Origin of the sequence: Clostridium sp. HMP27, assembly GCF_000765165.1 — a bacterium.
Classification (GTDB): domain Bacteria; phylum Bacillota; class Clostridia; order Clostridiales; family Clostridiaceae; genus Clostridium_AK.
Window position 1 is genome coordinate 30,073 of record NZ_JMFY01000043.1, and the last position, 15,210, is coordinate 45,282.

General features: G+C 32.9%; 13 protein-coding genes. 2 read left to right on the top strand and 11 right to left on the bottom strand.

Going from position 1 to position 15,210, the window contains the following annotated elements:
- Position 1: 1 nt before the first annotated feature.
- The 3 genes from DP68_RS16475 to ilvN form a co-directional block, all read right to left on the bottom strand.
- Positions 2-1,513: a 2-isopropylmalate synthase gene (locus tag DP68_RS16475; RefSeq protein WP_035311489.1), complete on the bottom strand. Its 1,512-nt coding sequence runs from the start codon at positions 1,511-1,513 to the stop codon at positions 2-4.
- Positions 1,514-1,593: 80 nt separating this feature from the next.
- The gene (ilvC, locus tag DP68_RS16480) at positions 1,594-2,586 is read right to left on the bottom strand and encodes a ketol-acid reductoisomerase (RefSeq protein ID WP_035311490.1); all 993 of its coding nucleotides are present in this window, start codon (positions 2,584-2,586) and stop codon (positions 1,594-1,596) included.
- 36 nt (positions 2,587-2,622) lie between these two features.
- Positions 2,623-3,102 carry an acetolactate synthase small subunit gene (gene ilvN, locus DP68_RS16485; RefSeq protein WP_291549925.1) on the bottom strand — a complete coding sequence of 160 codons (480 nt, stop codon included), beginning with the start codon at positions 3,100-3,102 and terminating at the stop codon, positions 2,623-2,625.
- A gap of 463 nt (positions 3,103-3,565) precedes the next feature.
- Between ilvN and DP68_RS16490 the strand changes: the two genes are divergently transcribed.
- Positions 3,566-4,480: a branched-chain amino acid transaminase gene (locus DP68_RS16490; protein ID WP_035311494.1), complete on the top strand. Its 915-nt coding sequence runs from the start codon at positions 3,566-3,568 to the stop codon at positions 4,478-4,480.
- Between the two features lie 210 nt (positions 4,481-4,690).
- Here the strand turns inward: DP68_RS16490 and DP68_RS16495 are convergent, their stop codons facing one another.
- From DP68_RS16495 to DP68_RS16505, 3 genes are all read right to left on the bottom strand, one after another.
- Complete coding sequence (locus DP68_RS16495; protein WP_035311495.1) at positions 4,691-5,497, bottom strand: MBL fold metallo-hydrolase; 807 nt, start codon at positions 5,495-5,497, stop codon at positions 4,691-4,693.
- 619 nt (positions 5,498-6,116) lie between these two features.
- A complete protein-coding gene (locus DP68_RS16500) occupies positions 6,117-7,217 on the bottom strand; it encodes a PQQ-dependent sugar dehydrogenase (protein ID WP_035311496.1) in 1,101 nt (366 codons plus the stop codon).
- A gap of 232 nt (positions 7,218-7,449) precedes the next feature.
- On the bottom strand, positions 7,450-7,983 hold the full coding sequence (locus DP68_RS16505) for an amidase domain-containing protein (protein WP_035311498.1): 534 nt from the start codon (positions 7,981-7,983) through the stop codon (positions 7,450-7,452).
- Positions 7,984-8,278: 295 nt separating this feature from the next.
- On the opposite strand from DP68_RS16505, the gene DP68_RS16515 reads away from it, so the two are divergent.
- Entirely contained in the window at positions 8,279-8,380 is a 102-nt protein-coding gene (locus DP68_RS16515) for a putative holin-like toxin (protein WP_035311500.1), read from the top strand.
- Positions 8,381-8,694: 314 nt separating this feature from the next.
- Here the strand turns inward: DP68_RS16515 and DP68_RS16520 are convergent, their stop codons facing one another.
- The 5 genes from DP68_RS16520 to DP68_RS16540 form a co-directional block, all read right to left on the bottom strand.
- A complete protein-coding gene (locus tag DP68_RS16520) occupies positions 8,695-11,019 on the bottom strand; it encodes an Ig-like domain-containing protein (RefSeq protein WP_035311501.1) in 2,325 nt (774 codons plus the stop codon).
- Between the two features lie 203 nt (positions 11,020-11,222).
- A complete protein-coding gene (locus DP68_RS16525; RefSeq protein ID WP_035311503.1) occupies positions 11,223-12,230 on the bottom strand; it encodes an iron ABC transporter permease in 1,008 nt (335 codons plus the stop codon).
- On the bottom strand, positions 12,227-13,234 hold the full coding sequence (locus tag DP68_RS16530; RefSeq protein ID WP_035311606.1) for an iron ABC transporter permease: 1,008 nt from the start codon (positions 13,232-13,234) through the stop codon (positions 12,227-12,229). The genes DP68_RS16525 and DP68_RS16530 overlap by 4 nt, the downstream gene beginning before the upstream one ends.
- A gap of 74 nt (positions 13,235-13,308) precedes the next feature.
- Positions 13,309-14,235 carry an iron-hydroxamate ABC transporter substrate-binding protein gene (locus tag DP68_RS16535; protein ID WP_035311504.1) on the bottom strand — a complete coding sequence of 309 codons (927 nt, stop codon included), beginning with the start codon at positions 14,233-14,235 and terminating at the stop codon, positions 13,309-13,311.
- Positions 14,186-15,031, bottom strand: a complete 846-nt coding sequence (locus DP68_RS16540; protein WP_035311506.1) for an ABC transporter ATP-binding protein — start codon at positions 15,029-15,031, stop codon at positions 14,186-14,188. Before DP68_RS16540 ends, DP68_RS16535 begins: the two co-directional genes overlap by 50 nt.
- Positions 15,032-15,210: the final 179 nt, after the last annotated feature.

The following is a 15,210-nucleotide window of genomic DNA, read 5'->3' on the forward strand; positions in this document are numbered from 1 at the left end:
CCTAACTCTCATCAATCATCTTATTTATTGCATTTATATACGAACGTATACTTGCCTCCATAACATCTTCCGAAATATCCTTACCTACAAAAATATGTCCCTTTTCATCTTCTATTTTCACTGTTACCTCTCCCAATGCATCCTTTCCATCAGTTACAGATGCTATAGAGTAGTCCTTAAGGTTTATATTCATACCTATAGTTCTTTCTACAGCCTTAAATGCTGCATCTACAGAGCCATCTCCTACTGCAACCTCAGTAAATAATTCTTCACCTTTTAATATTTCTACTGCTGCTGTACAAACTATGTTGTTTCCAGTGTTTATTTGGAATGATTTAAGCTTATAGGTTTCATTGAAGTATTTTTTAGCATGTACAATTGCTTCTATATCCTTAGAAGTTATGGTTTTCTTCTTGTCCGTTAACTCTTTAAATTTTTCAAAGGCATGTTCCAATTCTTCCTTATCAAGATCAATATTCATATCCTTTAAATAATTATCAAAGGCATGCTTTCCTGAATGCTTACCAAGTACAATACCTGAATTATTATTTATTCCAACTGATTCTGGAGTAATAATCTCATAGGTGCTCTTTTCTTTAAGAACTCCATCTTGATGTATACCTGATTCATGAGCAAAAGCATTACCTCCAACAATAGACTTATTAGGCTGTACATTCACACCTGTTAAGGAACTTACAAGCTTGCTCGTTCTATAAATTTGCTTAGTATTTATATTAGTAAATGCACCTAAAGAATTTTTTTTAAGGTCTATAGCCATAGCTATTTCTTCTAAGGCTGCATTTCCAGCTCTTTCCCCTAAACCATTAATAGCACATTCTACCTGTGTTGCCCCTGCCATAACTCCTGATAGACTATTTGCCACTGCCAAGCCTAAATCATCATGACAATGTACACTTACGTCTACAGCTTCTATACCCTTGGTATTTTTCATTATATATTCAATAAATTTATAGTAATCCGAAGGCAAAGCATATCCCACTGTATCGGGTATATTAATCACTGTCGCCCCAGCCTTAATAACTTTTTCAAAAATTTCACATAAAAACTTTGGATCACTTCTATATGCATCCTCAGCTGAAAATTCTATATCTTCACATAAGCTTTTAGCATAGGAGAGCATTTGGACAGCTCTTTTTAAGACTTCTTCCTTAGTCATTTGAAGCTTATGCTGCATATGAATATCGGACGTGGCAATAAACGTATGAATTCTAGGTTTTGCCGCTTCCTTTACAGCTTCCCATGCACAATCTATATCACCCTTAGTAGCTCTACATAATGCTGCTACAGTTGACTTTTTGATTTCTTTTGCTATAGCTTTTACTGCCTCAAAGTCTCCTTTAGATGAAAATGGGAAGCCTGCTTCAATGATATCCACATTTAAGGCTTCCAATTGTCTTGCAATCATTACCTTTTCTTTTACATTAAGATTTACACCAGGAGTTTGCTCTCCATCTCTTAATGTAGTATCAAATATTTTTATTCGTCTATCCAAAATTGTCTCCTCCCCTCTAAGACTAAATTTAGTGCCACTTACTCTAATAGCATAAGTGGCACCTATTTATCGATTATGATTTATTGTTTTGTCCAACTCATCATATTTCTAAGTTCAGATCCAACCTTTTCAATTTCATGTTCTGATTCTTTATTTTTTGTAGCATTGAAGAACGGTCTTCCTACTTGATTTTCAATCAACCAATTTTTGGCAAACGTACCATTTTGAATATCTGTTAAGATGCCCTTCATTGCTTTTTTAGCCTCTTCTGTTACTACTCTTGGTCCTGCTATGTAGTCACCATATTCTGCAGTATCACTTATGGAATATCTCATGAAATTTAATCCACCTTGATTAATTAAATCAACAATAAGTTTCATTTCATGACAACACTCAAAGTAAGCCATTTCTGGTTGATAACCTGCTTCAACTAAAGTTTCAAATCCTGCCTTTATTAATGCAGTTAGTCCACCACACAATACAGCCTGTTCACCAAAAAGATCTGTTTCAGTTTCTTCTTTGAAGGAAGTCTCAATAACTCCAGCTCTTGCTCCACCTATGCCTGCTGCATAAGCTAATGCTATTTCTTTTGCATTTCCTGTAGCATTTTGATGTATTGCTATAAGAGACGGTACCCCTTTTCCTTCTAAATACTGGCTTCTAACAGTATGTCCTGGTCCCTTTGGTGCAACTAAGAATACATCTACATCCTTTGGAGGTAGTATTTGACCAAAATGAATTGAGAATCCATGAGCAAATACTAATGCTTTACCTGGTGTTAAATTAGGTTCTATATCTTCTTTATAAAGCTTACCTTGTTTTTCATCATTAACAAGTATCATTATTACATCTGCAGCCTTAACAGCATCTGCAGCAACCATAACCTTAAGTCCAGCTTCTTCAGCCTTGTTCCAAGACTTACTTCCGTTATAGAGCCCCACTATAACGTCTTGTCCGCTTTCTTTTAGGTTAAGCGCATGTGCATGTCCTTGGCTTCCATAACCAATTACAGCAATCTTCTTTCCTTCTAAAACCTCTAAATTACAATCTTGTTCATAATATACTTTTGCCATAATAATAGCCCCCTTGTGATTTTTAAATATTTATTATTATTTAAGAGATTCTACGCCTCTTTCTAAAGCAATAAAACCACTGCTTACTATTTCCAAAATACCAAAAGGCATTAATACATTTTTTAGCCCCTCTAGCTTATTTTCATCCCCTGTAATTTCTATTGTTAAACTTTCAGGTGTAATGTCTGTTATGGAACCTCTAAAAATATTAACTATATTCAGTATTTCCTGCTTACTTTCTCCTTGTGCTTTAACCTTTATAAACATCATTTGTCTACATATAGAGCTGTTTTCATCCAGAACTGATACCTTATAAACATCTTCTAGTTTTTTAATTTGTTTTACTATTTGATTTAATATATCATCCTTTTCAACTTTAGCAATTAACGTTAACCGAGATATGCCTTCTCTTTCAGTAATTCCTGCTGTAACACTTTCTAAGTTATAACCTCTTCTGCTAAAAAGTTGACACACCCTCATAAGAGCTCCTGGATTGTTATCAACTGTAACTGACAAAACATAAGATTTTATCTCAATCATCTCCTTTCAGAGAAAACAAGCTACTTAAACCAAATCTTGTCAGTAATATTATCATATATTTTTTGCAAGGTCAATCAATTTTCTTAAATAATTAAAAATTGCATGATGCCTCCGTCATTTGAATTTAATCCTTCATTTTTTAGCTTATTAAACCTCTGTAAACGTTGCCGTTAAGGCATTTCAGCACCTAGGCTCTTATTAAATATCTGCTGATTTAAAATTATTCATTTATAATCAACTTAGAATTATTTATTTCTATATTCTGAAAATCACAAGAAATTTTAAATTATTTTTGTTTTTCATTCAATTTTCTGTTGACATATGGTGAAAATACCTTTAGAATCTATAATTAAAATATCAAAATTCATGAAAAATTTGCTATTTTGCAAACATGTCGAATATATAAAAATAAATTTATATTTTGTAAGGGGGCTTTTCTATGAATGAATGTTTAGCATTTTATCAAGGGGACTTTGTAAAGGAAAATAACGTAAATATAAGTGTTAGGTCTAAGGCTTTTAACTATGGACTTGCTTGCTTTGAAGGAATACGAGCTTATTGGCATGAAGATAGTAATCAACTTTATGCATTTAAATTAAAAGAACACTATACTAGATTTCTTCAATCCTGTAAGGTTTTAAATATCAAATTGCCTTATAGTGTAGAAGAACTTTGTGATATTACAATTGAACTTTTAAGGAAAAATAATTTTAAATCTACGACCTACATAAGACCTATAGCTTTTAAGGGATCTGAGCATATAGGGCCTACTCTTAAAGATAACGATGATCGTATAGTTATATACTGTCAACCGCTAGGAAGTTACACTGGAAAAGATCGTCTTAGAGTTGCTGTAACATCTTGGACAAGACTAAACGATAATATGCTTCCTCCAAGAGTTAAGGCCACTGCATCTTATTTAAATTCTGCATTGGCTTCATTGGAGGTTACCAGCAGAGGATATGACGAAGCTATATTCTTAACTGCAACTGGTCATGTTTGTGAAGGACCAGGAGAAAATATATTTATGGTTAGAAGAGGTAAACTAATTACACCTCCTCCTTCAGATAACATATTAGAGGGTATAACTAGAGAACTTGTTATGCAAATAGCAAGGGAAGATTTAGGTATAGAGGTAGTTGAAAGAAGCATATCAAGAACAGAGCTTTATGCTGCTGATGAATTGTTTTTCAGTGGTACCGCTATGGAAGTTACCCCAATTATTGAGGCAGATGATAGAATTGTTGGTAATGGAGAACCTGGCGAAATATGCAAAAGAATTAAAGAAGCATTTTCAAATTTAACCGTAGGCAAGATTGAAAAATACAAAGATTCTTGTACTGCTGTTTATTAGCATAAAAGTGCCACCCACGTGACAAGTGGCAAGTTGAAATTAGTTTTCAAGCAAGTTCTGGGTACAGATTGCAAATCACAGAATAAAAGGTAGCTCCCCCTACCACTATTCTATGCTATGTGCTGTACCCTACTTATAAAGTAGCAGCTATACGCCAAATTTAAAAATGCGGCATTATTTAGCTGCTATGTATTTTTATTTTCAACATCTTTACCAGTTTATTTCTAGGCCAACACCAACTTCTTTTACTGGTAAAACTTTATGTATTTCTGCTTTAACGATAAATGAAGTACAATGACAAGGATATAATTCTTTTATGTTGTTCTGTTTTAGATAATCAATAGTTTTACTAACCTGCTTAGTTACTTCAAACAAATGAAATCCTCCTATAACTCCTAATACTCTATTATCTTTACACACTTCTTTTGCATATTCTATTATGTTACATATTCCACTATGAGAACATCCTGTAATAATATAAATACCCTTTTCACTCTTATAAACAAGTGCAGTATCATCTCTTACATAGTCGTCAATTGAATTCTTCCCAACAATTTGTTTGCCAATAGGCTTTCTTTCTTCGAAATGATTTATTTGTGGTATTTCTCCTAAAAAAGTTATGTTTTTACTAACCTTAATAGGTTTTTTTGAAAGAATTAGATTACATTTTTCTTTTAGTTCTTCCTCTAAGATAGGAGCGCAAATTTTTAAGTCACCTACTGCTTTTTCTTTAAATGCATCCGGGTGAGCAATAATGGAAATATTATTTTTATGTTCTTGTTCAAAATAGTATTTTAATCCTCGTGTATGGTCATCATGACCATGTGAAATAACGATAGTACTTACACTTTCTAAATCTACCCCTAAGGCATTTGAGTTTTTGATAAATAAATCAGAATATCCTACATCCAATAATAGTCTAGTATCTTCATCTTCAATATAGTACGAAACGGCAGGTTCGCCGTAATAATATTGGTCAATATATGTGTTGTTATCTACTAAAACTTTTAGTTTCACATTTTCATCTCCTTCATCTATTAATTTGTTGTATTTAATTCACTAAATCTTACTTAATATTTAAAAAAGCATAGGTTTATTATTGATGAATTTAATAAAATACTTAAACATAAATCAAATAACAATTCTAATAAAATATTGTTAGTATTAGAAATAAAGAAAAAACCACTATTCCTGTTATACCAGAAGCTCTTAAGAAAAAAATCCTGGAGTCATCAACATGTAACTCCTGCATGCGAAATATAGTTCTAATAATATTTGCTACTTTCAAAGGCTTAACCGCTAAAATTAAAAATAAAATGATAAGTATAATGCATATAATTTCTGTAAAAAATATAAATAATCCCCCAATTAAAATTTAATTATTTCCCCATAATATACAATTTAGCCTTTATAAATATATTCTATTCCAACCTTACAAATCCTTTTTAGAACCTACCTACCATACTTTTCATCTAGATAAAATTCACATTGTATTATTATATTTATTGCAAATGTCAAAACAGCCACTGAGAAGAAGTGTCCTAGTTTTCTAGTCCCCTTACTACTTCTTCTTAACGGCTGTTTATATTGTCCCAAATAAAATAGATGATATATCTTAAGGTGTCTAAACATCTCTTTATTTCGGAATAAGCCGGATGATTTTATCATCTGATATACGAGGATTACCTCTGCCATCTCTATTGCTTGTTGTCAAGTAAATTGATCCATCTTTCCCCTGGATAACTTCCCGCAAACGTCCATACTCATTCTTCAACAATGATTCTACATTTCTAACTACTGTTCCATTTCCATTCAAAAAGATAGCTAGTAGTTGCTGTCCACGTAAACAAGCAACCAGTAATTTTCCTTGCCATGGTCCTTGATTTACGAAGGTAATACCAGAGGGCGCCCATGTAACTTCTCCGCTGTGTATCAATGGCTTTTGTGTTACAACTTGTGCGGAGGTTTCATCTCCTTGAACAAGAGGCCAGCCATAATTAGCTCCGGGTTTTATTATGCTTATCTCATCATGTGCTGTCTGTCCATGCTCTGATGCATACAATACATTTCTTGAATTCCATGCTAAACCTTGTGGATTTCGATGACCTAAGCTATAAACAGGTGAATTACTAATTGGATTATCCTTAGGAATGCTGCCGTCTAATTCTATCCGCAGTATTTTTCCGGCTGTACTACTAGAATCTTGTGCCAATGCAGGATTCCCTGCATCTCCCGTTGTTATATACAATTTCTTATCCGGACCTATCTTTAACCTTCCTCCATTGTGAATTCGTCCCCCAGGGATTTTGTTTAGAAGAACCCTGTCGATGGATGCCCTGTTATTGCTTTCAACTAATCTAACAACACGGTTATAGATTCGGTTACCCTCTGCATATGAGTGCATAACATACATATAACGGTTTTGTGAATGATTTGGGTCTAGGGCAATACCCATCAGGCCTCCTTCTCCCTCACTTACAAAGGGCGCAGGAAGTGTAATCAGTGGCTGCAAAAGAAGTTTACCATTTTCAATAATTCTAATTGCTCCAGACCGCTCAGTAAAATATAGTTTGTCTTCATTGCTTATATCTATGGCCCAAGGCACATATAAGTTTTCAGCGATAACTTCAATCTCATAAGGAAATTGCCTTGATGCGCTAGTCTTTGCTTTGATATTAATTATATTATGAGCACGAAACATCATATTAGACAAAGCATTGTAAATTGCATTTTTCATACTGTTATCCTCCAAACTTAATCTAATTATTATATTATTCGTTTAAGAGGCTAGCTGTACCATTTTAATAGACAAATCCTAATGAAAAATCATATTGATTTAAATGACTTACAAAGTATTGGCAAATACAAAATGAAACATTAATATCCAATTATTCTTAGACATCAATGTTTCCTTTATCATATACAGCATCCTTATTTATCGATAAAATATAAGCCTGCTGGATAATAATTTATATTACAACTTTTATATAGTGATACTTAAATGCAGGCCACGAGCTTCTGTAGGGAATATTTACTGCTTCAAAGGAATGATGAGTAACAAGTGGTCCGCTTGCTGAAAAACCTGTCACAATTGTAGAATGAAATATATGTCCTCTTGTATCCTCAAAAAATATTAGATCACCAAGCTCAAGATCATTTTTGTTTGTAAGCTCGAATCCTTTTGTATAGACTGAGTTATTTTCCTCGTTCACTCTCAGGTAATAATATAACGAATGGGCAATTGTCCAACTTAAAGCCCAGGTATCCTGTGATCTATTTGCTCCATGTCTATACCACCAGGGTCTCGCGTCGTTGAAATCCATCTGTGCACCACCTGCTAGCAAGCATTGAGAGATAAAATTTGCACAATCACCACTGCTGTCATTTATTAATGGGAAATACCTGTAGTTTGGATTAGGTTTTAATCCGTAGGTAAGTGCATAATTTACAGCAGCACTTCTTATATATTTATTCTGTCTTTGAAAAGTTGGTATATAATACATATAATATTCCTTGTAAATGCTATCACTTATATATTATGATACAAATGATGAATTGACATCAATTAACTGCAGAAATATGAAAATCTTTCAAAAGTATAATTTTATCCTTATATTGGCATATTATCAACATGACCTTACTAGCATTTCTTAAATCCTTATCTTTCAATAAAATATCTTTCATATTTCCTATTATAGAATTTTCACAAGGCATATGGTATAATTTTCTAGCACAATTCAATATAGTTGAATGTGGGCTACTTGCTATCACTCATCCCTGTTGAAGGGAGGTGATAAAATGAGTAATGACGTTTTAATGTTATTATTTGAAGGTGGATTATTCTTGATTTCACTATTAACGTTAATAGTGTTACTTATAGAAAAAATCTCAAAAAAATAGTAGCCCCCATCTCGCAATTGGTTAGCTACTATTTTAATTAAACATTTAATAGTGATATCAGTTGCCTAAACAACTAGAATTGTATGTTATAGGGTGTTACCAGCACCCTATTTTATTTTGCTCATTTATACTTATATTATATCAAATATTTTAGAAAGTTAAACCCATTTTATATAAGACTTTTAGGATTTATATAGTATAATACTACTATTCTAATAAAACCACATAAATTTACACATCATTAGCACTACTTGCCACTTGCCACGTGGGTGGCACTTTACACTTACAAAATTAAACCTATTTTATATAAGACTTTAAAATTCAACATTGATCGTAGTTGAAGCTTTATCTTTACTGCCATCTACATTATAAACTCTAAACACTAAAATTCCATCATCCCCAGGTGCTACTTTAATACCATCTACTAAACCATTATAAGTATTTGCAAACTTACCTTTTATTATAATTGTAAACTGTCCAATAATTTGATCAGTTCCTTTGTCATAGTGACCATCCGAATTTTGATCAATATACAAAATATTATATTTAGTCTCTGCTGTATTATTTATATCTAAGCGAATCTTTTTAGATGTTGAACTGGTAAGTGTAATAACGCCTTTGGTAATAACCGGATCCTTATCTTTTGATTCCTCAGCTTTTAATATCGATGCATAGTTAAATGTCTTAGAATACTTAGGCTTCTCAATTTCTTTGAACTCTACTGATTTAATAGGATTTTCTTCTTTAACTGTTAGCTCTAACTTAACTTTATTCATATATCCATTCAGCTTTCCAATATATGTCTGTTTCCCTAACTTGCTTGTATCAACTTCTGAAATATCCCATATTACACCAACTCCCTTTTTTATACTTCCATCACTCATTGTTGCATCTACTTTAGTTGGTAATGTATAGTTATCTCCAAAATTTACACTATGAGTTAGTAATGTTATAGGATTTACATTTAATGTGAACTTAATTTCACTATCATACCCACCTACTGTTCCCGTATAGGTTGTTTTACCTTTACTACTCGTTTTTGCTTTTGATGGGTTCCACTTTACCTCTACAGACTTTGTCCTTCCATCACTCATTGTTGCTGTTACTGTAGCTGGTAATGTATAGCTATCGTATTGATTTACTGTTGCACTTACTATTGAGCTTATTGATGTTATTGAATTTATTATTAATGTTAATTTAACTTTGCTTTTATATCCATTAACTGTTCCTAAATAATCAGGTTGCGTAATCTTACTTGTATCTATTTTTGACGTGTTCCACTTTACTTCTAAAGATTTTGTACTTCCATCACCCATTGTTGCTATTATTGTTTTTGGTAATGTATAGGTGCCATTTATGTCTATTGTTTCAATAATATCATCTATTGATGCTATTCCAATTACCGTTAATTTTAAATTAACGTTTTTATCATATCCACTTACTGTTCCTGTATAAGTAGTTTCTCCAGCTTCACTTGTCTTTGCCTTTGATGATTTCCATTTTACCTGTACAGCCCTAGTACTTCCATCACTCATTGTTGCTGTCACTTCTTTAGGAAATGTATAGCTGTCATTTATATATACTTTATCATTTACATCTTCTATTGAGGATATTGGACTTACTGTTAATGTTAATTTAACTTTGCTGCTATATCCACTCACTGTTCCATTATAAGTATATGTACCTACTTTATTTGTAACTGGTTTTGACGGACTCCAGCTTACCTTTACATCCCTCGTACTCTCATCACCCATCACTGCTGTTAGCGTAGTTGGTAATGTAAAACTATCATTTATATTTATTATTTTATTTATGTTTTCTACTGAGGTTACTCCTATTACTGTTAATATTAATTTGACTTTGGTACTGTATCCTGCAACTGTTCCATTATAAGTAGTTGTGCCTGCCTTATTTACAGTTGCCTTTGATGAGCTCCAAGTTACCTTTACTTCCTTTGTGCTCCCATCACCCATTGTTGCTATTACTGTCTTTGGCATTGTATAGCTGTCATTTATGTATATTTTTTCGCTTATATCAGCTATTGAAACTATAGGTATCACTATCAATGTTAATTTAGCCTTATTACTATAGCCTGAAACCGTTCCACTATAAACATGTACTCCACACTCTTTTGTAACTGCTGTTGATTTATTCCAAGTTACTTTTACTTCCTTGGCACTCCCATCACCCATTGTTGCCGCTACTGTTTTAGGTAATGTATAACTGTCATTTATGTATATTGTTTCACTTATATCAGCTATTGATTCTATAGGAACAACTGTTAATGTTAATTTAACTTTACTACTATATCCAGAAACTGTTCCACTATAATTATATGTATCTGCTTTATTGGTAGTTACCCTTGTTGATTTCCAGCTTACTCTTACATCCTTAGTACTTCCATCACTCATCGTTGCCTTTACTGTCCTTGGTAATGTATACTTGTCATTTATATAAACCGTTTCATTTATGTCATCTATTGAAGATATCGTTATTGCTGGACTTACTGATTTTGCTGCTACCTTATTTATAGTCAACAACCCACTTTGAAATGTATTAAGTGTAAATGGCAGGTTGAAAATTATCATAGATGTTATTACTAAAATCAAAAATATCTTACCAGTCTTTTTAATACTCATCCTTAATCTCCTTTAATGTTATTTTATTTACATATATAATTCTACATTTTATTCTAATATCCTCCTTATTTTCTCATAAAAATTATACTCTCGATTACAAAACCACTTAATATATAATGACATATATTTATTAAATTTTAAAGGCGATTAAATATTTAAAAGTATAGCTCTTTAAATATTCAATCGCCCTAATACATGTGCTTTTATTTTTTTAATAATAAATATATAAAGTATGGTGCGCCAATTAAAGCAACCATAATTCCCGCTGGAATTCCATTAGGCTGAATTATATTATGTCCAATTATATCTGCAAACAATAGAAGCCATCCTCCTATTAAAATAGCAATTGGAATAAATAATTGATTTCTTGGTCCTACTAACGCCTTTGCAATGTGTGGAGCCATTAATCCGATAAATGAAATTGCTCCTGTTACTGAAACTGCTGAGGCTGCTAATGCTACAGCTGCCGTTAAAAGTTTAATACGTTCTTTTTCAACGGATACGCCTACCCCTATAGCTACAGATTCGCTAATTTGAAGTAAATTTAAATGATTTGCTTTATATAATACAAAGGGGATTAAAATAACTAACCATGGAATAACTGCCCAAATAAACGGCCAATCAGTACCCCAAATATTTCCTGATAGCCATTTTGCTATAAACTCCACTTTTATCTGATCTGCCGATGAAATAAGTACAATCATAAGTCCTGAAAGTGCCATTGAAAATCCAACTCCAACAAGAACTAACTTTACAGTTTGTACCCCTTCATATTTGTTATATGAAAACAAGTAGATAACACCAGCTGTAATAAGAGCCCCAGCAAAAGCAACTGCAGGTAACAAATACGTAAATGCTCCCGTATTCACTGGGAAAAATAAAAAGAAAATAGCAATTGCAACACCTGCTCCATTATTTATTCCTATAATACCAGGATCAGCTAAGTCATTTCGAGTAATTCCCTGCAAAATAGCACCAGAGAGTGCAAGTGCCATACCTGCTAACAGCGTAATTATAATTCTAGGCAGGCGAATAGAGAATAAAACAAACTCTTCTTTAAAATCACCTTTACCCAAGATAGTAGGAATAAGTCTATTATAGGATAAGGAAGATTCCCCTATGCCTATCCCTGCAATAATAGTGGCTGCAATTAGTACTAGTAATAAACAAAATGTTAATCGTTGTTTCCTTATTAAAGCTTGTTTAATCATGAGAACATCTTCCCTCCTTTTCGTACAATAAATAAGAAAAATGGTATTCCTACCACTGACATTATAGCTGCTATAGGCGTTTCATATGGAGCATTAATTGTACGAGCAAGTGTATCTGCAAGCAGCATTAAAGTAGCTCCTAAAACGATGGACATTGGTATAATAAATTTATAATCTGTTCCAACAATAGCACGAACCATATGAGGAATCATCAGTCCCACAAATGCCATATTGCCAACAAGTGCAACAGAAGCACCTGCAAGTAAAGTAATCACTATAAAAAGTATTATTTTTATTCTTCTTATATTTTGTCCAAGTCCAATTGCAACTTCTTCACTTAAACTAATGATTGTAAGTTGCTTTGAAAGATACATAGCAGTTGAAAGCCCTATCAAAATAAAAGGAATAACTATCTTAAGCTGACTCCATGAAGTTCCAACTATTCCCCCTGCGGTCCACATAGATACTTGTTTTGACACTTTAAAGTAAATTCCAATACCTTCTGATACTGCATATAAAAAAGCGGAAACTGCCGTACCCGCTAGTACAATCCTAAAAGAGGAAAATCCACCTTTTTTTACAGAACTAATTCCAAACACAAGAATAACTCCAACAGCTGATCCAATAAAACAAACGGCTATAATTATAAAGTAATTAGCTGAAGAAAAAAATGCTATTGTAATAGCTAGTGCTGCATTGGCACCTGCTGTTAGTCCAAGCAATCCTGGATCAGCTAGCGGATTCTTAGTCATCCCTTGCATAACTGCACCTGCAACAGCCAAAGCTGCTCCCACAAAAATCGCTGCAATTTCCCTAGGTAATCTAATTTCACGTACAATAGAAATTTTGCTACCCGCTTCATTGGAAGTAAGTGCAAGCCATACATCTTTAATTGAGATATCTGCTGCTCCAAAAACCATGGCAATAGCAAACATTAAAGTAAGAGCAGCTATTCCTAATAGCAATTTAAGTCCAAATGGAATGAAACCTTTGTTTTCTCTCATCTTCAATTCCGTACCTTTCTTATTTATTAAATAAAGTAAGAGGAACTCTTTGAATAAGAATTCCTCCCCTAGTGTTATTTATCAAGTAAGCTTTTCTTAAATAAATCTAATTGGTATTCTAATGTAATAGGATCATTAAACGAAGCTCCATTTCCATTCATCTCAATTACCTGGTTATTTTTTACCGCAGGAATATTTTTGTATGTGTTTGTTTGTTCGAAGGAATTATCTGCGTTTTGATATTTACTAAATACTATATAATCTCCCGCATATTCCGGAAGAACCTCTGCTGATAATGCATAGTAACCTTCTTTCAGTGCCATTTCCTTTACCTTATCAGGCATCTTTAATTTCATTTCCTGATAAAGTATTTCTGTGCCTCTGGCCCAATTATCACCAAATACATAAAGCTGTTTTTCATAACTTTCTATAACAGAAATAGTTACATTTTCACCAAGCTTTGCTTTAATGTCTTTCCCAGCCTTTTGTGCACGTGTTTTAAAATCATTAATCCACTCTTGTGCTTCTTTTTCTTTATTAATTAACTTACCAACCTCTAAAATTTGTGCTAAGTAATCAACTTTTCCATATGTATATGTAACTGTTGGAGCAATTTTACTCAATTTATCAATGTTTTTATTAGTTGATGCAGCTATAATAAGATCTGGCTTTAACTCAATAATTTTTTCTAAGTTTTCATCAGATACTTCTACAGCATCTTTAACATACTCTTCATATCTAGGGTTAGCTTTAGACCATGTATCTACACCAACAATATTTCCATCTAAGGCCATAACGCTACCAGATACAAATGCATTTAAAACAACGATACGTTCTGGTTTAGCTGGAACTTCAATTGGTCCATTTTCAGATTGATATGTAACCCTCTTTGATTTATTTTCTTCTGTATTTGAAGAGTTGTCCTTCTTTGCTGATTGATTACTACAAGCACTAATAATTAGCGCAAACACTAGTATGAATGGAATTAGTATCTTTTTCATTTTTATATTCTCCTTTTAATAAATTATAAGTAGTACATATTGGTTTGTTTGTTCTCGGATCTCTGCCAATTTCAGCATCAATCTGAAATACTTCTTTCAACACTTTTTTATTAATAACTTCTTCTGAACTTCCAGCTTTTACGATTTTCCCAGCTCTTAAAGCAATTATATAATCAGCAAAGCGGGCTGCATGATTTAAGTCATGCAGAACCATAACAATTGTGCGCTCTTGTTCTACATTTAATTTTTGTAGAAGTTCTAATACCTCTAATTGATGAGCCATATCTAAATAAGTTGTAGGTTCATCAAGAAATATAATTTCAGTTTCTTGAGCTAAAGCCATTGCAATCCACACACGCTGCCTTTGTCCTCCTGATAATGCATCTATGCTGCGAAACTTAAAATCTTTTGTTCCAGTAACCTCTAGTGCCCAATCAATTACTTCGTGATCTCTCTTAGTTAGTTGTCCAAAGCCTTTTTGATAAGGAAAACGTCCATAGGATACCAATTCGCCAACTGTAAGTCCTGTTGTTCCCTCTGGTGTTTGTGGAAGAATAGCAATTTTTTTTGCTAAAGCTTTGGTATCTTCCCTTAAAATATTTTTCCCATCTAGAATAACTGACCCAGATTTATAAGAAATGATACGAGTAATTGCCTTCAGTAGTGTAGACTTCCCACATCCATTTGCCCCGATGATAGTAGTAATTTTTTTATCTGGGATTTCTACACTGAGATCTTTCACAATTAAACGCTCACCGTATCCAATATTTATATTATCTGTATATAGGCGAATCATAGCTTTTCCTCCGTCTCATCGTTGATAATGATAATCTTTATCATTTGATAAAGTTAGTATAATTGCATTTATGCTTAATGTCAATAGACTTTTATTAATTTATTACTAGATAAATATTCCATTTCCTATAAACTGAAAAAGAAACTATCATCTCTGACAGTTTCCTGTAACAATTATAA